This is a genomic window from Marinoscillum furvescens DSM 4134 (assembly GCF_003386095.1).
Lineage (GTDB): Bacteria > Bacteroidota > Bacteroidia > Cytophagales > Cyclobacteriaceae > Marinoscillum > Marinoscillum furvescens.
Map to the genome: position 1 here is coordinate 63692 of NZ_QREG01000009.1, position 21314 is coordinate 85005.

The 21314-nt window shown below is 47.5% G+C and carries 20 protein-coding genes; 13 read left to right on the top strand and 7 right to left on the bottom strand.

Annotation, left to right across the window (positions count from 1 at the left end):
- A complete protein-coding gene (locus C7460_RS11160; RefSeq protein ID WP_115868187.1) occupies window positions 1-927 on the top strand; it encodes a DUF4249 domain-containing protein in 927 nt (308 codons plus the stop codon).
- A 109-nt stretch (window positions 928-1036) separates the two neighbouring features.
- Complete coding sequence (locus C7460_RS11165) at window positions 1037-1573, top strand: Uma2 family endonuclease (RefSeq protein ID WP_115868188.1); 537 nt, start codon at window positions 1037-1039, stop codon at window positions 1571-1573.
- 13 nt (window positions 1574-1586) lie between these two features.
- Here C7460_RS11165 and mnmD read toward each other — a convergent pair whose 3' ends face one another.
- Window positions 1587-2261 (bottom strand): tRNA (5-methylaminomethyl-2-thiouridine)(34)-methyltransferase MnmD, encoded by a 675-nt coding sequence (gene mnmD, locus C7460_RS11170; protein ID WP_115868189.1) that lies wholly within the window; start codon window positions 2259-2261, stop codon window positions 1587-1589.
- Between the two features lie 259 nt (window positions 2262-2520).
- Here mnmD and C7460_RS11175 point away from each other — a divergent pair, with 259 nt between their 5' ends.
- The 6 genes from C7460_RS11175 (at window position 2521) to C7460_RS11200 (ending at window position 10618) form a co-directional block, all read left to right on the top strand.
- Window positions 2521-3078, top strand: coding sequence for a hypothetical protein (locus C7460_RS11175; RefSeq protein ID WP_147302917.1), 558 nt, complete (start codon window positions 2521-2523; stop codon window positions 3076-3078).
- A 19-nt stretch (window positions 3079-3097) separates the two neighbouring features.
- On the top strand, window positions 3098-6403 hold the full coding sequence (locus tag C7460_RS11180) for a SusC/RagA family TonB-linked outer membrane protein (RefSeq protein ID WP_115868191.1): 3306 nt from the start codon (window positions 3098-3100) through the stop codon (window positions 6401-6403).
- Window positions 6403-7890 carry a RagB/SusD family nutrient uptake outer membrane protein gene (locus C7460_RS11185; protein WP_115868192.1) on the top strand — a complete coding sequence of 496 codons (1488 nt, stop codon included), beginning with the start codon at window positions 6403-6405 and terminating at the stop codon, window positions 7888-7890. Before C7460_RS11180 ends, C7460_RS11185 begins: the two co-directional genes overlap by 1 nt.
- On the top strand, window positions 7887-8648 hold the full coding sequence (locus C7460_RS11190) for a putative zinc-binding metallopeptidase (protein ID WP_115868193.1): 762 nt from the start codon (window positions 7887-7889) through the stop codon (window positions 8646-8648). Before C7460_RS11185 ends, C7460_RS11190 begins: the two co-directional genes overlap by 4 nt.
- A gap of 93 nt (window positions 8649-8741) precedes the next feature.
- The gene (locus C7460_RS11195; RefSeq protein WP_115868194.1) at window positions 8742-10121 is read left to right on the top strand and encodes a DUF4302 domain-containing protein; all 1380 of its coding nucleotides are present in this window, start codon (window positions 8742-8744) and stop codon (window positions 10119-10121) included.
- A gap of 71 nt (window positions 10122-10192) precedes the next feature.
- Entirely contained in the window at window positions 10193-10618 is a 426-nt protein-coding gene (locus C7460_RS11200) for a hypothetical protein (protein WP_115868195.1), read from the top strand.
- A gap of 10 nt (window positions 10619-10628) precedes the next feature.
- Here C7460_RS11200 and C7460_RS11205 read toward each other — a convergent pair whose 3' ends face one another.
- From C7460_RS11205 to C7460_RS11225, 5 genes are read right to left on the bottom strand one after another with little or no spacing between them, the layout of a single operon-like run.
- The gene (locus tag C7460_RS11205) at window positions 10629-10823 is read right to left on the bottom strand and encodes a type II toxin-antitoxin system RelE/ParE family toxin (RefSeq protein WP_115868196.1); all 195 of its coding nucleotides are present in this window, start codon (window positions 10821-10823) and stop codon (window positions 10629-10631) included.
- A gap of 3 nt (window positions 10824-10826) precedes the next feature.
- Window positions 10827-11069, bottom strand: a complete 243-nt coding sequence (locus C7460_RS11210) for a hypothetical protein (RefSeq protein ID WP_115868197.1) — start codon at window positions 11067-11069, stop codon at window positions 10827-10829.
- 54 nt (window positions 11070-11123) lie between these two features.
- On the bottom strand, window positions 11124-11588 hold the full coding sequence (locus C7460_RS11215; RefSeq protein WP_245986315.1) for a YdeI/OmpD-associated family protein: 465 nt from the start codon (window positions 11586-11588) through the stop codon (window positions 11124-11126).
- A 4-nt stretch (window positions 11589-11592) separates the two neighbouring features.
- On the bottom strand, window positions 11593-12078 hold the full coding sequence (gene ispF / locus C7460_RS11220) for a 2-C-methyl-D-erythritol 2,4-cyclodiphosphate synthase (protein ID WP_115868198.1): 486 nt from the start codon (window positions 12076-12078) through the stop codon (window positions 11593-11595).
- On the bottom strand, window positions 12075-13313 hold the full coding sequence (locus tag C7460_RS11225) for a M16 family metallopeptidase (protein ID WP_115868199.1): 1239 nt from the start codon (window positions 13311-13313) through the stop codon (window positions 12075-12077). The genes ispF and C7460_RS11225 overlap by 4 nt, the downstream gene beginning before the upstream one ends.
- A gap of 150 nt (window positions 13314-13463) precedes the next feature.
- Between C7460_RS11225 and C7460_RS11230 the strand changes: the two genes are divergently transcribed.
- The 5 genes from C7460_RS11230 (at window position 13464) to lipA (ending at window position 19083) form a co-directional block, all read left to right on the top strand.
- Complete coding sequence (locus C7460_RS11230; RefSeq protein WP_115868200.1) at window positions 13464-15440, top strand: alpha-ketoacid dehydrogenase subunit alpha/beta; 1977 nt, start codon at window positions 13464-13466, stop codon at window positions 15438-15440.
- A gap of 76 nt (window positions 15441-15516) precedes the next feature.
- Window positions 15517-16989 carry a hypothetical protein gene (locus C7460_RS11235; RefSeq protein WP_147302918.1) on the top strand — a complete coding sequence of 491 codons (1473 nt, stop codon included), beginning with the start codon at window positions 15517-15519 and terminating at the stop codon, window positions 16987-16989.
- Window positions 16982-17341 (top strand): bacillithiol system redox-active protein YtxJ, encoded by a 360-nt coding sequence (gene ytxJ / locus C7460_RS11240; protein WP_115868202.1) that lies wholly within the window; start codon window positions 16982-16984, stop codon window positions 17339-17341. Before C7460_RS11235 ends, ytxJ begins: the two co-directional genes overlap by 8 nt.
- Before the next feature lie 97 nt (window positions 17342-17438).
- Window positions 17439-18137, top strand: coding sequence for a hypothetical protein (locus tag C7460_RS11245; protein ID WP_115868203.1), 699 nt, complete (start codon window positions 17439-17441; stop codon window positions 18135-18137).
- A 58-nt stretch (window positions 18138-18195) separates the two neighbouring features.
- Window positions 18196-19083, top strand: a complete 888-nt coding sequence (gene lipA, locus C7460_RS11250) for a lipoyl synthase (protein ID WP_115868204.1) — start codon at window positions 18196-18198, stop codon at window positions 19081-19083.
- A gap of 684 nt (window positions 19084-19767) precedes the next feature.
- Here lipA and C7460_RS11255 read toward each other — a convergent pair.
- Entirely contained in the window at window positions 19768-21174 is a 1407-nt protein-coding gene (locus tag C7460_RS11255) for an ATP-binding protein (RefSeq protein WP_115868205.1), read from the bottom strand.
- Window positions 21175-21314 lie beyond the last annotated feature (140 nt).

Genomic DNA, 21314 nt, shown 5'->3' on the forward strand with positions numbered 1-21314 from the left:
GTGAAAAAAGTACTATACATCATCCTGATAGCAGCTGTCACTTACGCTTGTGAAGACACCGTAGAGATCGATCTTGAGGAGCAAGAGCCTTTTATGAATGTAGATGCGTGGCTCACACATACCAACGACACTCAGCAGATTCGTCTGACATACACCAGGCCCTATTTTGACAATGGCAAGCCTCAGCCTGCCCTCAATGCCACAGTCTCCGTAGTAGAAATCGAAACACAGACACTCTACAGCTTTACAGATGCAGATAGTGACGGTTTTTATACCTGGATACCTGCCGAAACGGACACTTTTGGTACCATAGGTAGCAGCTATGCGCTCGTGATCGAGCATCAGGGAGTTACTTACGAGAGTTTCTCTACGATGAATCCTGTTCCGCCTATCGACAGCATCACTTTTGAGTACAATAAGAAGGATGCCTTTTTTGAAGACGACTGGTACTATGCAGACTTTTGGGCTCGCGATATCGAAGGGCCCGGCAATACTTACTGGATCAAAGCTTTTAAAAATGGTGTTTATTTAAACAAGCCAGAGGAAATCAACGTGGCTTACGATGCCAGTTTTTCCCCAGGAGGTGAAGTAGATGGTCTGGTATTCATTCAGCCAATTCGTACGGCTATCAATAGGTTTGAAGATGACGATACTCCGGCACCCTCACCTTATCAGCAAGGAGACACGCTAAAAGTAGAGCTCCACAGCATTACAGAAGAGGCATGGTTTTTCCTATCGCGCGTAAGGGATGAGACGGTCAGAAACCCTGGCTTTGCACAGCTGTTTGCCAACCCGCTGGCCAACTCTCCTACCAACTTAGTAGCCTCAGGTGATAACCGGGTGACTGGTTTCTTTAGTGTGGCTGCGGTAAGTGCATTAGAAGTAGAAATGAACGATGACAATATCGTAGATCGGATTCCAGAATAAAAATGACTCTAACTTTCGTCAAGCAACTCACTTGGCGAAAGTTGTTCTTCAGGTCCGACGATAAACTGAACTAAGTCGAATTCGTTATCTTTAGGTAAAGGTTATAAAAATGGGAAAAGTATACACACATATACCAAAAACCATCATGGAAGTCTATCAGGGCCTGCCTGAAGGCACGCTTGCTGAGCTCATTGATAACCAAATATATATGTCACCGTCACCAGTCTTCAAACATCAAAAAACTGTCCAGTTACTAAACCAACAACTACTCAGTCATTTCTCCACCCGGGCGAACGGAGAAGTTATTATCGCTCCATTTGATGTCTATTTAGATGAAACCAGCAATGCTGTACAACCTGACATCACCGTGGTATTGGAGGAAAGTCGTCAGATACTTGATGAAAACGGCCACATCCATGGTGTTCCTGACCTACTGGTAGAAGTGCTCTCACCTGGCAATAGGGATCATGACCTAATCACCAAAAAAGACCTGTATGAGCAATTTGGGGTGAAGGAATACTGGGCGGTGGATCCAGAGACTAAGCTGGCACTTGGTTTTACACTCAAAGCAGGCAAGTATGAACTGTTTTCAGACCAAATCGGGAAAATTGAGTCGGTCTTATTAGGAGCTCCATTTAGTTTTTAAGCGCCAGACCTTTTCACAGTTTCAAACCTCGAACCATTTCCTTTTTGCCCATAGCTCCTGGCAGTGTCTCCACCTCAAAACCAGCTGCAGCCAGGTTACGCTTAAACTGCCCCTGTGCGCAGTACGTCACCAGCACACCCCCACTTACGAGCATTTCAAAGCATTTTTTCAGATTATCAAGTGCCCACACTTCAGCTTGCTTTGATGGGGCAAATGCATCATAAAACACTACATCTGCCCGAACCTCACCATCGAATTCTTCCAAGGTGCACTGATATTTCACTAGCTCCAGATAAGCACTTATAGTTACAGGCTCCTCCCAGGCACCCGCATGCAGGGCCTGTACCAGCGAATTTTCCTCTTCAGACTTACCAAAATTGAATTGCTCGTAGATTTCTTTTGGTACGGGATAGGGCTCCACACTATGGTAGTGCACCTGCACCTGATGTTGGGAGGCATATTTGGCAGCCAAAAACGCATTGAGACCAGTGCCAAACCCCACCTCAAATACCGTGATCGATCGTTGATTGGTTTTAGAAAGCTGCGCGTCCAGCCCTTCCTTAATAAAAACCTGCAATGACTCTCCTTCAGCTCCTCTAAAAGAATGATAAGTTTCATTCAAGTCTTCGCGGTACAAACTATGCGATCCGTCTTCTGTGGTAATTAGTTTCAAATTTGGTGTCTTCATGCCAATTATTTTTTCAAAAATGGTAAGGGAAACTAAATTTTGTATTGCTTTCCATCCAGATAGCGGAATTAAAAGAAATCATTTACTACCTTTTACGATTATAACAGTATAGGCTACGCAAATTCGGTTTACCAACCATTGCCTCGCCTAAGGTGAACAAATTAAATTTAGGGTTTGGAAAGCGCGTGCACCTTCATGGCAAATTTATCACATGGAGCTACAGCCATTCCAATGATTAATGACTCAAACACTGTAACACATGAAAAAATTTTTATTCCTCAGTGCGCTTGCGCTTCCATTGTTAATGACCTCATGTAAAGAAGACGAAGAGAAAGTAGATCCTTTGGTAGGACTGTGGGAGCTGGATGATGCTACAGTCGTCTTTTCAGGCTTTTCTTATTACGGTTTCGAAAATGAAAACGATTTGTATGGCGAATCTTCATACACCATAGAGTTCAATGCAGATTTTACCTACGAACGTGAAATCGATGACATCCCTCAGCTCGGAGACATCAATGACGAAGGAGAATGGGAAAGTGACGGAGAAGAAATCGATCTTGACTCTGACGATGACGAGATCGGAGGTATCGCCTACAGCTTCGATATTGTGGAAATCACAGAAACCAAGCTGGTCGTAGAATACACAGGCGATCCTGTAAACCTTTTCCCTGATGCCAAAATCGATGAGTGGTTTGATGATGGCACTATCAACTCCAGTGGTCAATTTACAGTTACCGATGAGGAATTTGACTCACTTTACAACAATTTCACGGTCCAGGCACAAGGTGAATACACCCTGGAGTTCGACAAGGAATAACCTGTAAACTAATTTTCGTGTGACCTACATCAAAAGCACACTCCTTTGGATCGGAGTATTTTGGATACATTGGGCTATAGCCCAAAACACCATTTCGGGTACCATTACCGATCAAAACAACGAACCACTCATAGGAGCTACCGTACAGATCAAAGGCGAAGCTACGGGCACCGTCACTGATCTGGACGGTAACTTTCGTCTTGCAGTGGCAGATGGGCAAACCATTGTGATCAGTATGATTGGGATGGAGTCACGCGAGGTAAAGGTAAAAGGCTCCCAGCCCATCAACATATCTCTGAAAGAAGCCACTTCTGTACTGGGTGAAGTAGTGGTGACGGGCTTTCAGGAAGTAAATCGAAAGCTCTTTACCGGTGCTTCTGAGCGTCTGTCTATGGAAGACATAGAACTGGCGGGTTCTCCAGACGTAAGCCGAGCACTCGAAGGGCAAGTGGCCGGTGTGAGTGTAGACAATGTATCAGGCACCTTTGGGACCACCCCAAAAATCCGGATCCGTGGAAATGCCTCCATCAACGGCAACAATCAACCACTCTTTGTAGTAGATGGTGTGATCCTGGAAGACCTGGCTGAGGTAAACACGGATGACTTCATCTCTGGAGACGCCAGCACGCTTATCTCCTCCTCCATCGCCAATCTGAACCCAGATGATATTGCCACCTTTCAAATCCTGAAAGATGCCTCGGCCACAGCTATCTATGGGGCCAGGGCGGCAAACGGCGTAATTGTCATTACCACCAAAAAAGGAAAAAGTGGAAAACTCAGAGTCAGCTACTCCGGTAACTACTCCTTCAAACTCCGACCTACCTACAACCAGTTTAGCCTCATGAACTCTGCCGAAGAAATGGAGGTCTACAGAGAAATGCATGACAAAGGGTTGATCAACATCAGCACTTCAGTACGTGGACAAAACTACGGCGCCATGGGCAAGATGTTTACACTCATTGCTAACCATGACCTGGAGTGGGGACCAGGTGGTGGACTCAATGAAAAATTTTTAAATAAGTACGAAAACGCTAATACTGACTGGTTTGACCTGCTTTTCAACGATGCTGCTCTGCAGCAGCAACACTCCCTAAGCTTCACGGCTGGTAGCGAAAACTCCAACAGCTACTATTCGATCAGTTTCCTCAATGACGAAGGGCAGACGATAGCTGACAATGTACAACGAGTAACAGGCTCCGCCCGAAACACTTACTTCCTTTCCGATAAGTTTACATTCGGCCTAAAACTCACAGCCAGCTACCGGGATCAGCGCGTACCCGGCACCCGAAACCGGGAGTTTGATCCCATTACTGGTCGCTTTAGCCGTGATTTTGACATCAACCCATTTAGCTATGCCCTCAATACCGCCCGATCCATTCGCCCCTATGACGATGAAGGCAAGCTGGAATACTTCCGAAGAAACTACGCGCCTTTTAACATCCTGGAGGAGCTGTCCCTCAACTACATCGACATACAGGTATCTGACTTTTCGGCACAAACCAACTTTGATATAGACCCTACCGATGCCCTGAGTATTAAGGGTGTGATCAATGCGCGCTATGCCAACACCGTACGTGACCACACCGTACACGAAAACTCCAATCAGGCTGAAGCCTACCGTGCCAACGGCACACAGTTTATCCAGGATGCCAACAACCTGCTCTTTAGGGATCCTAACAATCCTGGCCTCAATCCTACAGTAGTGCTACCTCAGGGTGGTTTTAACTACCTCGACCAAAGCGAGCTGATCAGTTTTTACAGCCGCATCAGTGCGGACTGGAACAAAAGCATCGGAGACATCCACGAAATCAACGTGCTGGCGGGCCAGGAAATTCGATTTGCCAACCGCACCGAGTCCAACACCACCGGTATGGGCGTGATTTACGAAAGTGGAGGTATTGTGGTCACCGACCCCAATATCATTGAGTTTTTCAACCAGCAAAACATCGACTACTACAAGCTGGACGAAACCAATGATCGATTTATCGGCTTGTTTCTCAACGGTGGCTATGCATACAAAGGCCGCTATGTCGGCAATTTTACCGTACGCTACGATGGGTCGAATCAGCTGGGCAAAAGCCGAGAAGCTCGCTACCTGCCCACCTGGAATGTAAGCGGCGCGTGGAATGTGACCAACGAACCTTTCTTCAAAGTAAGCTTCATCGATAATCTCAAAATTCGAGGTACTTACGGCATTTCTGGAAACCTCCCTCCCAATGCCAGTGCGCTGCTCAACCTGCAGGCTGATGTGACGGTACGCCCTACAGACGTGGAACCATACCTCTACATTGCTGATCTCACCAACACCGAGCTTACCTGGGAAAAACTAAAAGAACTCAACGTGGGCGCCGATATCTCTCTGTTTGACAACCGCCTCGATGCGTCTTTCAATTATTTTCAACGAAGTGGGTTTGACCTGATAGGCACCGTACAAACCAGTGGAGTAGGCGGGCAAGGTCTCAAAGTGGGCAACTTCGCCGACATGTCGGCAGATGGCTTTGAAGTATCTATAGCCACTACCAACATCAAAAGAAATGAGTTTACCTGGAGATCCAGCTTCAATATAGGCTACACGTATGATCAAATTACTCGTCTGGATTTTGGCCCCCGACTTACAGATGCCATCGGCCAAAATGGTGCCGCCGTATTGGGTGGTCCACGTCGCGGCCTGTTTTCCGCCCGGTTTGCAGGACTCAATTCGGTGGGCATACCTACCTTTTACAACAACGATGACGAAGTGGTTTTCGAAATAGACCTGCAAGAACGTGATGACCTCACCTCCACACTAAAATACGAAGGCCCTGTAGAGCCCCGAGGTGGAGGAGGCTTTACCAACAATTTTAAGTACAAAGGCTTTAGTCTGATGGTCCTCTTGTCTTATAAGTTTGACTACAAAATTCGCCTCAACGACGGATTCTTTGCTCAATACACAGACTTTGACGCACTGCCTGCCGAGCTGGTAAACCGCTGGGCAGTACCTGGAGATGAAGACCTCACCAACATCCCCACCATTCTGGATCGTGGCGTAGCGCAAACCCGCGGAGACATCAGTCTGGCGTATCAGCTGTATAACAAGAGCACCGAGCGTGTAGCTGATGGCACCTATGTGCGCCTGCGCACCGTCCGTCTCAGCTACCAGCTGCCTCAGCAATGGATCAGCAAAATCGGCATCAATACGGCCAACGTAAGCGTGGAAGGACAAAACCTGGCCCTGCTCTATGCCGATGATGCTCTCAATGGTCAGGATCCCGAATTTTTTAGCAGTGGTGGAGTAGCACTGCCACAGCCAAAAATGGTTACATTCTCACTAGGAATTGGGTTTTAATGAAAAGTACAAACTGGACATATCGATCACTGATTTTTGGCACACTCCTGCTCTTTAGTGGCTGTGACGAATACCTGGACGTAAACCCCGACAATCGGGTAAACCTAACGGACATGGATAAAATGGCCCAGCTGCTCACTAATGCCTATAGCATAGCCAGCCCGGCTTTTACAGAAATCATGACTGACAATGTGGGTTATACCCGTGGGGTAAACATCAGACAAAGCCACCAGCAAGCTTATGCCTGGGAAGATGTGACTACAGGTCCTACTGAACAAGACACACCCGACTTCTACTGGTTTGAAACCTATAACGCCATAGCACATGCCAACGAGGTGCTGGCTGCAATCAACACCATAGAACCTGCCGATGATGAAGAAAAACGACGAAAAGATGCTATCAAGGCTGAAGCTAAACTGGCACGAGCATACGGTCATTTTATGCTGGTCAATTATTTTGGGCAGCACTATACCATAGATGCCTCTGAAGACGGGGTGCCCTATATCAAAGATCCCGAAACCACCTTTTTAGCGGAGTATGAGCGAGAGACTGTACGAAAGGTTTACGGGGAAGTAGAAGATGATCTGCTAGACGGGCTCGAGGATATATCTGACAACTTTTATAACAACTCCGGAAAATACCACTTTACTCGAGCAGCAGCACTGGCCTTCGCTACCAGGTATTACCTCTTTAAGGGTGAAATGGACCAGGTGATACGCTACAGTAGTGAGCTGCTGGGCTCAGAGCCTGCTACCTATGTGCGTGACCTCACATCTACAGAGTTTCAAAATGCCAAGTCTTCCATTACAGGATATCCACAGCTTTACAATTCCCCGGACCTACCGGCCAACATCCTCATGATGCGCAAAATCTCCCTCATTCAGCGCACAGACTTTGGTCATGGACCCTTAGAAGATTTTTATGGGAGCCTGTACAGCTCGCACCCTTTTCCCGGTGCTACCGACGAGCGCCAAAACCCGGCTTTTATCAAAGGAGATAATGCCCTGCTGCCTGTACGCTACCAAAGCCTTTTTGAACGCAGCAGCCTCAACAGCAACGTAGGCACGCCTTACCACATTGGCATCATGTTTACAGGAGAAGAAGTCCTCCTCAACCGCGCAGAAGCTTACATGTACATGAATCAGGTAGACAAAGCATTGGCAGACCTGCAGACGCTCACCGACAGACGGTATAGCGGAGAAGATACGGAGCTTACCATGGACCGGCTTAGAAGCTTTTTTGGAGCACAGAACGAGCCGGAATTTACAGATCAGCTTATCCTGCTCAACTACCTGCTGCTGGAGCGCAGAAAAGAATTTATCATTCAGGGAATGCGTTGGTTTGATATCAAACGCTACGAAATGCCAGTAACACATAACTACCTGGATGGAGGCACCATCAGTCTCGAAGCTGATGACCCTCGGAAAATTTTACAAATCCCCCAATCCGCACAGGATGTGGGCGGTCTGGAACCTAATGAACGATGAAAAAAATAGTTTTTGCCATATCAGGACTAGTCATAGCCCTCCTGACTGTAATGTCTTGCTACCCGGATGAATCTCTGAGTGTAGCACAAAAAGACGATGACGTAGACCTCAATGAACTCGATCAATACATAGAGGAAAACTTCACCAAAGAGTATGGCATGGCCATCCGCTATCGCTATGTGGACAATTACGTGAGCCCGAATGAGCGAGTAACTCCTCCCAAACTGGACGTGGTAAAACCCATGCTCGATTTCATATCCAACTACTGGATAGATCCCTACCTGAAAGTCACCGAAGGTGAGGAGTTTTTCAGAGAGCACGTCCCTGCCGAAATCATCTTGCTGGGCGGCCTCATCTACAATGAAAACGGCACCGTGACTCTAGGCACGGCAGATGCAGGTGCTCGCATCACATTTACCAACGTAAATGCCATAGACCCAACAGATACCGCATGGAGAGATTTGCAGCTGCAGACGGTCTATCACGAGTTTGCCCATACGGTGCACCAGCGGTATAAGCTCCCTGCATCGTTTGAGAGCATCACGCCAAATGGCTTTACCAGTGCGGGTTCGTGGTTTAATTTACCGCCGGAAGAGGCACTTCAGCGTGGGTTCGTATCGCCATATGCCACCAGCTCACCCAATGAGGACTTTGCAGAAACGGTAGCTTATTACCTTTTTGATCCGGATTTTCAGAAAAAATTTATCGAGCAGGAAAAAGACTGCTCTACTGCCGCGTGTGAAGCCGCAAGCTCATAGCTGTGAAAGTGGCGGCAATTGCTGACCATTACGAGAAAGTGACTGGAATAAAACTGGAGCAACTCCGCGAAATCATTCAAGAAAAACTCTAAGATGGCTAGAATATACTGGATATCGCTTTTGCTAATGCTGCTCTGGTCCTGTGATGAGGACATGGAAAAGCTCAAACCTGTAGCCGAGCGAAAAGCAGAAGCAATAGAAGATCTAAAGGATGAACTCACCGACCCTGCCAACGGATGGAAGATCAGCTATCAGCCTGCGCCTACTGCCGGCACATTTTTCATCCTGATGGACTTTGATGAAGACGGTAATGTAACCCTGCAGTCTGACCTTTCGGCCAATGAGGGAGAGTTTTATGAACAAACCATCGGCTACCGAATAGATGCTGATCAGGGCCTCGAGCTGATTTTGGAAAACTACGGTGTGTTTCATTACCTCTTTGAACTCAACTCAGCCTCTTTTGGTGCGGAGTTTGAATTTCGGTTTATTGAAGAAAACGATGGCGAGCTCATTTTTGCTAGCAAGTCCGACGTGTTTGATGAAACCATCCTCACCTTACAGCCAGCAACTCCCAACGATGCAGCACTCCTGAGTCAGGAAGAAGTAGAAAATTTTGATCAGTTTGCCGGCATGTCGCCTCGCCTGTTTGGAGTACAGCCAGTGCAGCAGCTCTATTTCGGGAGCATAGACTACTCGTTGTTTTGGTCGATAGACCTCACCGCCCGCACACTCACCGTAGACTTTGGAGGTACGGGCAGTGATGCCGAGTCTGTGTTGGCAAGTAGCGACTATCAGGAAATCAATCAAACCCGGGGATACACATTCTTGAATGGCCAGCTGGTTCTCTCTTCACCAGTAAGTATCAAAGGTGGTACGCTCAGCAGTATTGCGCTTAAAGGCTTTGAAGCCGATGGTGGAGAGCTGCTCTGCAGCCTGGCCGAAGATCGTCCGCCAAGGTATCAGGTAGAAGCCGCCGGGCTCGGTGCGGGGGTACTGGATCTCACACTTTTTAGCAATAGCGGACTCGATTTCACCCCTCAGGCACAAGGCCTTTACAGTGTGAACATCCCGTTTATTTTCGATAAGGAACTTAACTCTCTGGCAGAGGAAGGAAGCATCAAGGAGCAACTGCCCGAGGCGGTGGCATTCATCATGACCTATGGGCTGGAGCATGACAGCATCCCTGCAAATGCCATGGGCTTTTTGGTAGAGGATGAAGAAGAAAACGGCTTTTTCTTCTTGCGTTCGTTTGAAGTGACGAATCAGGTAGCCAACAAGCTGGAGTTTAACCTGACTGATGAGTACTACTACGAAACCGACCCCACTCCCGAGCAAGAGCAAGCCATGGAATCCATCACCAATGAAATTTTTGAAGGTGGCCAATTGTATGCATTTCTGTTGCCCATCAGAGGACTGACCGCCTTTGACCTGTACAATCCCTGCAACGGCTATGAACTCGTCGTGGTGAAGTAGAGGGGGATTATCGGCTAAATATTAGGATCATTGAATACTGTGCCCACTGTTAATGAGTTATTTCCAACAATATGACCGCCTTAACTTTCTGGCAATACTTTAAACTGAATAAGCGAACAACACTTTCCTGCTTAAAAATTAGCTCATTGCTGTTCGCTGGAATCGCAACCACAATTTCCCTTGTTGTTAAACATGTAAATGGCGTGGATGAGGACCCTCTAATGATCTTCATCGCATGTGAACTCTTTGGGTACAGTTTTGCGATGTTCATTTTTGCAGTTGCCATTATAGAAGGTTATACAAAAGCACGGGCTGTTCTTGGACAATTCAACAGAATACCAGCACGGGTTAAACAGGACTTTTCGATTGAATTAATTCAACGTCCCCTAAACCCTAAATATTGGTTTATGCAGTTTCAGATAGTCCAGGAACGAAATGGAGAGTATTTTGAACTTGACGAAAGAACAATGAGAGAAATCATTGATCACCTGCAATAAAAAACGCTGGTCATGCATTCTGCACTACGCAATGAGCGAAATCCACTTTTTGAAAATAGATCAGGGTTCCTTTTTTATTCAAGTTTATGATTGACTCATCTTCATCAATAAAGTTTGAAGCAGAAGTCTCGGACCACTTTTCTAACAAGTACTGGATATTGGATTCAAAGTCTGATTTGGCTTCTTCCGACCAAATTATTTCCATGACTTATTTGAAGAGGTTGGGGAATTTTTTACGAACGCCTTCTTTCACAGATTCATGTGAATGCACACGCCCATTTGCAATAGCATCCAACCCCTGCTCTAAAGCTTTTTGCTCTGCATGGCTTATTACCTGATTAGATTTCTCCTCATCGGTTGCACGCAGTGCTTTCAACGGATGAATGGTTTGTACATCATCAAGCCCAGCAAGCCACTCCATCAAACTCAATTTTTCTGCTTTTAGGTCCATAACTTAAAGATAAAAACACTGTGAAGTAAGAACAATCTCAATCACCTTTACAGTTCACCCCTTCCCCTCCAAGTCTCTCAGCATCTTAAGAATGCGCTCTGCTTTGGCTTCTTCGGTTTTGGCGGAGTAGATCTGATCCAGGTAGGTTTTCTTCATAAACCGATTGAGGTGATGGAAGCGCTCCAGTAGTTCGGGGGGCTCCTGAGCAAAACACTCCAGCAATTCTTGCGTAAGCTCCTCGGGGTGCTCATCGATGTAGAGTTTTAGCACAACATGATCCCCAACTTCCTTTTTGAGTTTTTTACGATCCGCAGCCTTTACCGCCAGGAAAAGCGTGCCATCCCCTTTAGGCATTAGCTTTCGCTTAGTGATAGGTAGTTGATCGATGGTGCCACTTACCGTCACCCAGCCAAAAGCCGCATGTGGATCAGGGGCTATCTCAGGAATGTGCACATAGGTCCAGCCTCCTTTTCCAGAAAACCGCTCCATCCGTGCCTCTCGGTCTACCTGATAGTTCACCGCCCTATTCTTTGTAGATCAACACCACGGCATGTGCCGCCACGCCTTCCTCTTTGCCTACAAAGCCCAACTTCTCGGTGGTAGTTGCTTTTACGGACACGTCTTCCACATCCACGTCCATCACCTGAGCAAGGGTCGTTTTCATCTGCTCGATGTGTGGCCCGATTTTAGGCCGCTGCAAGCACACGGTTGCGTCTACATTGCCCACTTTGTAGCCCTTTTCACCTATGATTTTGATCACATCTTTAAGCAAAATCTTGCTATCGATGCCTTTAAATTTTGGGTCGGTATCCGAAAAGTGATAGCCGATATCGCGCATGTTGGCGGCCCCTAGAAGGGCATCGCAAATCACATGGATGAGCACATCTGCATCCGAATGGCCATAGGCTCCGTGCGTATGAGGAATCTGAATGCCCCCGAGCCAAAAATCCACCCCCTCAGCAAGGGCATGCACATCATATCCGTATCCTACTCGTATGTTTGGTTTCATTGTTCGTTTTTTTGATAGTATAGCGTGGTGCAGTTGTCTTCTCTCAGTATGGTTTTCGCTGCAGCGCAAATGTCTTCTGTCTGAATGGACTTAATGAGCTCAAGCTCATCGTTGATCAGGTTGGTGTCGCCGAGAAATGCCGCATAAGCCAGCCCCATAGCCCTGTTGAGCAGGTCTACCTCCGCAAACACCGTAGTAGCTTCGGCCTGGTTTTTTACTTTTTCCAACGCATCTGCATCCACCTGGTCTTTCAGCGGCTCCAGCAGCGCTTGAATCGCCCGGTCGGCCTCCTCTATATCAACACCGGGCAGCAGTTTACCGGAAATCACCAGCAGTCCCGGATCATAGCTGCCCATCACATAGGCAGATAGGCTCGAAAACATCGGCTTGTTTTTCACCAGCTCCTGAAACAGCACCGAAGACTTGCCCCTGCCCAGCAAATCACTCAACAGGTCCGCAGCATGATAGGCTTTGCCCATTCGCCCGCCCATGTGATAAGCTTTGTAGAGCGCATCGGCAGGTACATTGGCGGTCACCTTTAGCTTGCGCGGTGCCAGCTGATCTGGCTCCGCTGCAATCTGACCATTAGGCATTTCTTGTGCAGGTATCTCACCAAACCATTTTTCGGTGAGCTCCAACGCCCGCTGCTCAGTGATGTCACCGGCCACTACGAGTACGGCATTGCCGGGATGGTAGTGGGTTTTAAAAAAGCTTTTTACATCGTCCATGGTAGCCTCTTCGATGTGGCTGATCTCCTTGCCAATGGTCGGCCATTGGTACGGATGCTTTTCATAAGCCACGGGACGGAGCTTGAGCCACACATCTCCATAGGGTTGGTTGAGATAGCGCTGCTTAAACTCTTCGATCACTACCTTGCGCTGCACTTCCAGCACTTCAGGGTCAAAAGACAAGCTCAGCATGCGGTCGGACTCCAGCCAAAATGCCGTTTCGGCATTTGGGGCCGGCACGGTCACATAGTAGTTGGTAATGTCCGTGTTGGTAAAGGCATTGTTTTCTCCGCCTACCGCCTGCAGCGGCTCATCAAAGTTTTTGACATGCTTGGATCCACCAAACATCAGGTGCTCAAACAGGTGCGCAAAACCGGTCTTATCCGGTCGCTCGTTTCGGGAGCCCACCTTGTAGAGGATATTGAGGCATACCAGCGGGGTGTTGTGGTCTTCATGAACGATGAGGTGAAGGCCATTGGGGAGGATGTGTTCTTTGTAGTCTACCATGAGCGGCCAAAATTAAATAATATCCCTGTCGAATTGTTGCTGAGAGAACTTTTACCTTTGGTCAAATTTTTTCACCCCTTTTGAGCGCAACATCCCAAAAATCAGGCGGAAAGCGCTGATGCTGTTTCGCTCAAAGAAAAATTTGTCGCTATGAACTTTGATCCAAAAGGAAGGTCAAAAAAAGAACTCCTACACATCTACCGTGAGCTGGTAACGCCTCGCCTCATAGAGGAAAAAATGCTCATTCTACTCCGGCAGGGAAAGATCAGTAAGTGGTTTTCGGGCATCGGTCAGGAAGCCATATCCGTAGGGGCCGCACTGGCTCTGCGCCCTGAAGAGTACATCCTGCCCATGCACCGCAACCTGGGCGTGTTTACCAGCCGTGGTGTAGAGCTTACCCAGCTTTTTGAGCAGTTTCAAGGCAAGGCTGGTGGTTTCACCAAAGGGCGAGACCGCTCCTTTCACTTTGGCTCCAAAGCCCACAACATCGTAGGGATGATTTCACACCTCGGACCACAGCTAGGCATTGCTGATGGCATTGGATTGGCCAACACGCTACAAAAATCTTCTCAGGCCACGCTGGTTTTTACAGGAGACGGAGGTGCCAGTGAGGGGGACTTTCATGAGGCGCTCAATGTCGCTTCGGTGTGGAGTCTGCCCGTAATTTTTGTGATCGAAAACAATGGCTATGGCCTCTCTACCCCGAGTGCTGAGCAGTTTAACTTTGAGTCTTTTGTAGTAAAAGGCCCCGCCTATGGCATGGAAGCCTACAGTGTGGAGGGCAACAACATCCTGGAAGTACTCAATGAACTGGAACCTCTGATAGCGAGCATTCGCAAAAACCCAAGACCGATCATTTTCGAGGCAAAAACCTTTCGCATGCGCGGGCACGAGGAAGCCTCCGGCACCAAATATGTGCCCAAAGAACTGATGGAACACTGGGCTGCCAAAGACCCGATCGAAAACTATGAGCAATACCTGCTAAAAGCTCGAAAAGCCAAAAAATCCGAGCTGGAAGACATCAAAAAAGGACTCAAGGCAGACATCAACACGGCCGTAAAAGAAGCCTTTGACCAACCAGCCGTGGAAGCCAGCATGGAAGAAGAAATCGCCGACCTGTTTGCACCCTATGAGCTACAAGCCCAACCGCCTAAATCTGAAAGGACGCAGGAGCTGCGCTTTGTAGATGCCATCTCCGAAGGCTTGCGCCAAAGCATGGAAAAATATCCCGAGCTGGTCATCATGGGACAAGATGTAGCCGATTATGGAGGCGTTTTTAAAGTCACCGAAGGATTCGTGGAGCAGTTTGGCAAAGACCGGGTGCGCAATACGCCCCTGTGTGAGTCCGCCATTGTAGGCACCGCCCTGGGGCTTTCTATCAAAGGGATGAAAAGCGTCATGGAAATGCAGTTTGCAGACTTTGTGACGTGTGGATTTAACCAGATCGTCAACAACCTGGCCAAAATCCACTATCGCTGGGGCCAACAGGCAGATGTGGTGGTGCGCATGCCTACCGGTGCTGGTGTAGGTGCAGGACCTTTTCACTCTCAGTCCAATGAAGCCTGGTTTTTTCATACCCCAGGGCTCAAGATCGTTTATCCATCAAATCCGATAGATGCCAAAGGCCTGCTCAATGCAGCCATAGAGGATCCAAATCCCTACTTATACTTTGAGCATAAATACCTCTACCGATCACTGAGTACAGAAGTACCGGCCGATTACTATACCACCGAAGTGGGCAAAGCGGCTTTGGCAGCTGAAGGCGACCAGCTGAGCATCATCACTTATGGAATGGGCGTACATTGGGCCGTAGAAACTTGTGCGGATATGGGTATTTCGGCGGATATTCTGGACCTGCGCACCCTCCTCCCGTGGGACAAGGATGCGGTACAAGCTACCGTAGCGAAAACCAACCGGGTGCTGGTGCTCCACGAAGATACCCTCACGGGAGGCATTGGTGCAGAGATCAGCGCGTGGATCAGTGAGCATTGTTTTGAGCACCTGGATGCACCTGTGCTACGGGAAGCCAGCCTGGACACACCGGTGCCCTTTGCCAAAGCCCTGGAAGACAATTTCCTACCAAAGCAACGACTAAAACACAAAATCGACCAATTGATGCGTTATTGAGGGAGGATTCGGCTGCTTTTGATTGGGATTGCGGCCGAAAATGTAAATCTTTGGTGGTAATCTCTCAAAACGGGTGTTGAAAAGTCTTCGGGTCATATTCATTTTTTGTTTGCTGCTGGGGAGTGGTGCGTACCTACAAACGTCTGCGCAGCTTATCACCGATTCGGACAGCAAACTGAAAACCAGCAAGCAAAAAGACCAGAAAGGTGGCTTTTTCTTCAACCTTTTTAAAGGTAAAAACCGCTCTGCAAGTGGTCGGCAGCCACAGTATCAGGCTTCATCTCCACGCTCCGCATCAGGATCACCGTTTGCTTCTTTCAACAAACGCAAAAGCGTACAGCCCCGTACTAGCAACCGACAAAACCTCTTTAAAGACTACCGATCACGTGGAGCCATGAGCAGCAGTGGCAGCATAGCGGCGCTATTCAAAGATCGCAGGTCCGTTGCTCCGCGGTATTCGTCTGGTTCGCCCTTCACCAAAAAAGACAAGTTTGTTTCTCCGCGCTACTCGGCAGGAGACCCCTTTCGCCAGTCTTTTCTTGCGCGACTATTTGGTACTGGCCAGCCAGCACCTCGATTTTCTCCAGGATCACCTTTCTCTAGCAAGGACATGCGTGTGGCTCCACGCCTGAGTGGTGGCAAGCCTTTCACCAAAAAAGATAAAATGGTGTCTCCTCGGCTTTCGGCGGGATCACCATTCCAGCCTACTTTTTGGGACAAGCTGTTTGACCGTGGCCCAAGTCCTCGCTATTCGGCAGGGATGCCATTCGGCAAAAAAGACAAAATGGTAAGCCCAAGGCTTTCGGCGGGCTCCCCATTTACCAACAAAGACATTAAAGTCACACCAAGGCTTTCGTCGGGAAGTCCTTTTACCAAGAAAGACAAGACAGTGAGTCCAAGGCTCTCAGCAGGAAGCCCGTTTACCAAAAAGGATAAAACAGTAAGCCCCAGATTGTCGGCCGGAAGTCCTTTTACGAAGAAAGACAAAAATGTAGCGCCCCGCTACTCTGCGGGCATGCCGTTCTCCAAAAAAGACAAGCGAGTGGCTCCACGCCTCTCTCCAAGCTCGCCATACGCAGACCAAAACTGGAGCTGGATAAAACCTCGCTACTCTACGAACGAAAATCGTTTTGAGGTAAACGAGCGGTTAAAGAAGCAAACCCGCACGTATAATTTCTTTGTCTCCAAGTACAAAGGGGAAACCAAAACCTACCGAGAGTGGTATAAAGAGGCATTTAACCTGGCCATGACCCGCGGACAAGGAAACTTTCAGGCTACCAAACTGCCACGCTACGACCCGCTGCCCAACCTGGACCGAATGGATTATAGAGGTGACTTTAAGCAGAAGTGGATACGCAAAAACGCTATGCATCCAAGCGTAGCTCACAAAAAAGCCAAGCAAGACAGTGAACTCATGCGGGACGGCCTGCGCAAATGGAACATCTTCTGGACGCGCCTCAACAGGAACAAAGAACAACCCGACGCTGTTACAGATAAAATTTCGAAACCAAAGTTTGATAAAAAAGAAGCAGACATCTGGAATGAGTAATCTTAAGTGGAATAACCTGGATCGCATTGAGCAGTTGGAAGAGATCGATGCCTCCTCTGAGACACAACCCGTAGTGATTTTTAAGCATAGCACCCGCTGCTCTATTAGTGGAGCCGCGCTCAACAGGCTGGAGCGAAAATGGGACGAAGCAGAGACCCATGGTACCAAAACGTACCTGCTGGATTTGATAGCTCACCGTGACGTGTCCAATGAGATTGCCTCTCGCTATGGAGTGGACCACCAGTCACCGCAGGTGCTGGTGATTCAAAACGGCTCCTGTATCTATGACAACTCTCACTTTGGGATATCGTATGACGAACTGCTAGCGAAGATTAAGCCCGTTTCGGCGTAGAACCCACAGCAGTTCACACTTGTTGATTATCTTAGAGTAGCTAAGTAGGGAAGCAGCCACTCAGTTCCTCCGTTTTAACAAAACACAAACAGTTTACATGAAAAAAGTCATCTTCATTGGTTTGATCTTTAGCAGCCTGCTAGCCATAGGGCAAACGGAGGAGGATGACTATGATACAGAGATCACCTGGGGGGTCAATAAAAACACCAATAGTGGATTGGTGGGTGGAGTAATATTTAAGTTGGCTCGGCGCAAAAAGGAAAACACCTTTGTGACCTATGGAGTGGAGCTAATGAATGTGAAACACCCCAAAGAATGGCATTATCCATCAGCCACTACAGGCACTCGCTTTGTCTGGGGAAAGGCAAACTATCTGTATGCCATCCGTGGACAATATGGACGTGAGCGGGTTTTGTTTAAAAAAGCTCCTCAGCAAGGTGTTCAAATAAGTGCTGTAGCAGCAGCAGGGCCTACCATAGGTGTAGTAGCGCCATACTACATCCTTTACAATGGCAATTACGTTCAGTTTGACCCAGAGCGTCACCAGAGTTTCAATTCCATTCAAGGGTCTGGCAAGCTTTTTCAGGGACTGGGAGAAAGCAGTATCGTGCCGGGAGCCAATGCCAAAGCCGGACTTGCCTTCGAATTCGGTGCTTTTAAAAATAACGTGGCAGGTGTAGAAGTCGGCGCTTCGCTGGAAGCCTACCCCAAAAAAATCATCATCGTACCTACTCAGGAAAACAGAGCTGTATTTACTGCTCTCTATTTCAGCATCTACTGGGGAACAAGGAGATAGAAAGCCTTGTTTGGAACTTTGACATAGCAAAGGTTACTTTGCGTTACATTATAATAACATGATAGAACTACCCACTATTTCTCAGGATAAAGCCAAAAAAGTAAAAAAACCGGATTGGCTACGTGTGAAACTCCCCGTAGGGAAGGAATATGCGCAGGTGCGCAAAATCGTGGACGAAAATAAGCTCCACACGATCTGTGAAAGTGGCAACTGCCCCAATATGGGTGAGTGCTGGGGAGCTGGTACGGCCACTTTTATGATCCTGGGCAATGTGTGTACACGAAGCTGCACCTTCTGCGCAGTGGCTACTGGTCGTCCGCCAGAATACGATGAAGCAGAGCCCCAGCGAGTGGCCGAAGCAATCGCTACCATGGGAGTAAAACACGCTGTAATTACCTCAGTAAACCGGGACGAACTGAAAGACCGTGGTGCTGAAGTATGGTACCAAACCGTGAAAAAAGTAAAAGAACTGAGCCCTGAGACGACCATAGAAACGCTCATACCTGACGTAAAAGGCAACTGGGACGCACTCTACCGAATGATAGAGCCGGGTCAAGAGGTAGTCTCGCACAATATAGAAACCGTAGAGCGTCTCTACAGACGCGTGCGCCCTCAGGCCAAATACCCGCGCAGCCTGGAGCAAATCAAGCTGACCAAAGAAGCTGGCAAACGCACCAAGTCTGGAATCATGCTCGGCCTGGGCGAAACTCCTGATGAAGTACACAAAGCCATGGATGATGCCGTAGCGCATGGGCTAGACATCCTTACACTAGGACAATACTTGCAGCCTACCAAAATGCACATCGAAGTGGCCGAGTTTATCCATCCGGACCAGTTTGATGCATACCGAGAAGAGGGCCTCAAGCGTGGACTAAAATACGTGGAATCTGGTCCGTTAGTACGCTCATCTTACCATGCAGAGCGCCACGTTAACGTGCCAATTTAAAAGCACTACTATTAATGAAATTTGAAAAAGGTGACTGAACAGCGAGTTCAGTCACCTTTTTTTGTTTCTGCGCTTCTTGAGTGGCAGGATAAACCCTGGAGGTTTTGGAAACCTCCTGGGTTTCTGGCTGATGCTATGTGACGTTAAAACACGGCAATGTTTGATGTCCCTTCAATCACGCAGGTTTTGTCAGTTCGAGCCCGCCTTCGGCGAAGCAGACTTGGCGGGCGGCTAGCCTCGAAAACTAAGACAAAACTTGAAACAGTGAGCCGGGGGACCTATCCTTCGACAAGCTCAGGATGACCCCCAGCTCCATGCCGACGGCAGGTAAACAGGGTGACCCGACCTACTCAGGATGACCCGAACCTCGGGCAGTATGATTTGTCCTGCGTGAACTTTATTGTTCCTGCGCCACTTTCAGGCTTTCCTGCGAGATCTTGGTCCCTTCCTGCGAAATAATCTTCTGCCCTGCGAGGATTTATAATTCTCCTGCGGAATTTTATGCTGTCCTGCGCTACATTACTGTTCCCTGCGGCGCAGGAAGGAATAAAACGCTAGTCCAACAGCCTCATTAGGACTTCTCGGAAGGACAAGTATTGTTTTGTAAAAGGTCTCCCGGGTTGGAATACTTTTTCCGGACAGCCAGCGATTATTAGAACTTACCAAGTCCGCAAACGCTGCAACTTAAATGATTTCCTTATCAAGTTTATCAAGTGCATTCTTGCTGACCACATATGCATAAATACTGTTTGGAACGATCAACAAATCATCATAATCCTCGAATTTTGTTTTGCTTGTGATCACACCTTTCGGCAGGTTGTTTTTCAACATAAACTTTTTCAGCTTTCCTGCTTTTGGATTATCTGACCACTTCACTTCTACTGCCCAGCGAACCTCCTGAAAATTATTGCTGACCTGAATTAAATCTACTTCACCCTCATCTTTTCCAACCTTCCAATTGGCATACCTCAAGAATTCGTGTTCTCTATGAAGGTATTGCGCATATACCGCAGTTTCAACTAAATGAGGAAACCTTTCATCCGAATCAGCAACCCTCCCAAAAAGTCCCGTGAATAGACTGGGATTGGTAAGGTAAACCTTGAATTGGGTTATGTTCTTAAATCGTTTCGCTGACAAATCGACTCTATGCAATACCTTGACCAGAAAAGCTGCCTCTAAGTACTTGATGTACTTTTTGATGGTTTTATTGTCCGTTTTGGTCTCTTGAGATACCTTTTTATAATCTAGTATTTCTCCCGTTCGGTAAGACAAGACATTGAAAAACTGCTGAAGCTCCAGTGTGTTTTCAATGCCAAAAAGTCCCGGTAGGTCCTTCATGATTACCTTATCAGTGATATCCTTTTGTATGACCCGCTCCGGGTTCTTTACCTTATCAGAATTAAGAGCTATTTCCGGAAAACCGCCAAAATTTATGTAATCAACAAAGTGGTTATTGAACACTTCGATATTTGAACACTGAAAGAATCGTCTCGGTCCTGCAAAATCAACCTCCGTCTCCGTGAGCAAGTTGTCGTATCCGTTTAAATCGACGTATTCGGCAAATGTTAGCGGCGGTAAAAAGTAATCGGTAAACCTGCCTGCGCCGCTCTCAATACTTTTCATCCGAAGTGCCGCCGCTGCACTTCCACTTGCGATAAACTTCGTTTTTCGGTTCCTATCGACTAAAGACTTCAAATGAATTTCCCAATCCTTCAGGTACTGGATTTCATCAAAAAAAATATAGGCTCCTTCTAAAGAAACCTCATTAATTGATCTTCCATCATTGACCAGATCTTCCAGGGCGAGGTTTGTGTAGATAGGTGTATCTAAACTGAAATAAAATATCCGTTTGGGGTCAACACCCGAATCAATTAAATCCTGGATGGCCTGATACATGATGACGGTCTTGCCAATCCTCCTCGGCCCCATAAGCACAACCGCCCGGTGGGGGAACTTCTGAGACACAAGCTCATAGAACCCGTCATAATACCTTCGCTTGCTGAACTCATCGTAAAAAGGAATCTTACGATCCTGCCACCAGGTATTGTCATCTACTATCCGACCTAGCAGTATATTTTTATCAAAAACCATATTCAATTTAAGGACGATTATCCCAAAATTAACAATTACTGAATTTAAGGACAACCATCCCAGAATTTATATTGCAGCATGAACAGTCAATCCTTCGAGATCTCACTGTCCACCTTCGGACATTTTATTGTACAGTTTCA

What these genes read in the sequence shown, in the direction of transcription:
- C7460_RS11210 (WP_115868197.1), bottom strand. Translation starts at nt 11,069, where the DNA reads ATGGACCTAAAAGCAGAAAAATTGAGTTTGATGGAGTGGCTTGCTGGG.
- C7460_RS11245 (WP_115868203.1), top strand. Translation starts at nt 17,439, where the DNA reads ATGAAAAAAGTCATCTTCATTGGTTTGATCTTTAGCAGCCTGCTAGCC.
- C7460_RS11230 (WP_115868200.1), top strand. Translation starts at nt 13,464, where the DNA reads ATGAACTTTGATCCAAAAGGAAGGTCAAAAAAAGAACTCCTACACATC.
- C7460_RS11195 (WP_115868194.1), top strand. Translation starts at nt 8,742, where the DNA reads ATGGCTAGAATATACTGGATATCGCTTTTGCTAATGCTGCTCTGGTCC.
- C7460_RS11205 (WP_115868196.1), bottom strand. Translation starts at nt 10,823, where the DNA reads ATGGAAATAATTTGGTCGGAAGAAGCCAAATCAGACTTTGAATCCAAT.
- lipA (WP_115868204.1), top strand. Translation starts at nt 18,196, where the DNA reads ATGATAGAACTACCCACTATTTCTCAGGATAAAGCCAAAAAAGTAAAA.
- C7460_RS11190 (WP_115868193.1), top strand. Translation starts at nt 7,887, where the DNA reads ATGAAAAAAATAGTTTTTGCCATATCAGGACTAGTCATAGCCCTCCTG.
- C7460_RS11200 (WP_115868195.1), top strand. Translation starts at nt 10,193, where the DNA reads ATGACCGCCTTAACTTTCTGGCAATACTTTAAACTGAATAAGCGAACA.
- C7460_RS11175 (WP_147302917.1), top strand. Translation starts at nt 2,521, where the DNA reads ATGAAAAAATTTTTATTCCTCAGTGCGCTTGCGCTTCCATTGTTAATG.
- C7460_RS11255 (WP_115868205.1), bottom strand. Translation starts at nt 21,174, where the DNA reads ATGGTTTTTGATAAAAATATACTGCTAGGTCGGATAGTAGATGACAAT.
- C7460_RS11225 (WP_115868199.1), bottom strand. Translation starts at nt 13,313, where the DNA reads ATGGTAGACTACAAAGAACACATCCTCCCCAATGGCCTTCACCTCATC.
- ispF (WP_115868198.1), bottom strand. Translation starts at nt 12,078, where the DNA reads ATGAAACCAAACATACGAGTAGGATACGGATATGATGTGCATGCCCTT.
- mnmD (WP_115868189.1), bottom strand. Translation starts at nt 2,261, where the DNA reads ATGAAGACACCAAATTTGAAACTAATTACCACAGAAGACGGATCGCAT.
- C7460_RS11185 (WP_115868192.1), top strand. Translation starts at nt 6,403, where the DNA reads ATGAAAAGTACAAACTGGACATATCGATCACTGATTTTTGGCACACTC.
- C7460_RS11165 (WP_115868188.1), top strand. Translation starts at nt 1,037, where the DNA reads ATGGGAAAAGTATACACACATATACCAAAAACCATCATGGAAGTCTAT.
- ytxJ (WP_115868202.1), top strand. Translation starts at nt 16,982, where the DNA reads ATGAGTAATCTTAAGTGGAATAACCTGGATCGCATTGAGCAGTTGGAA.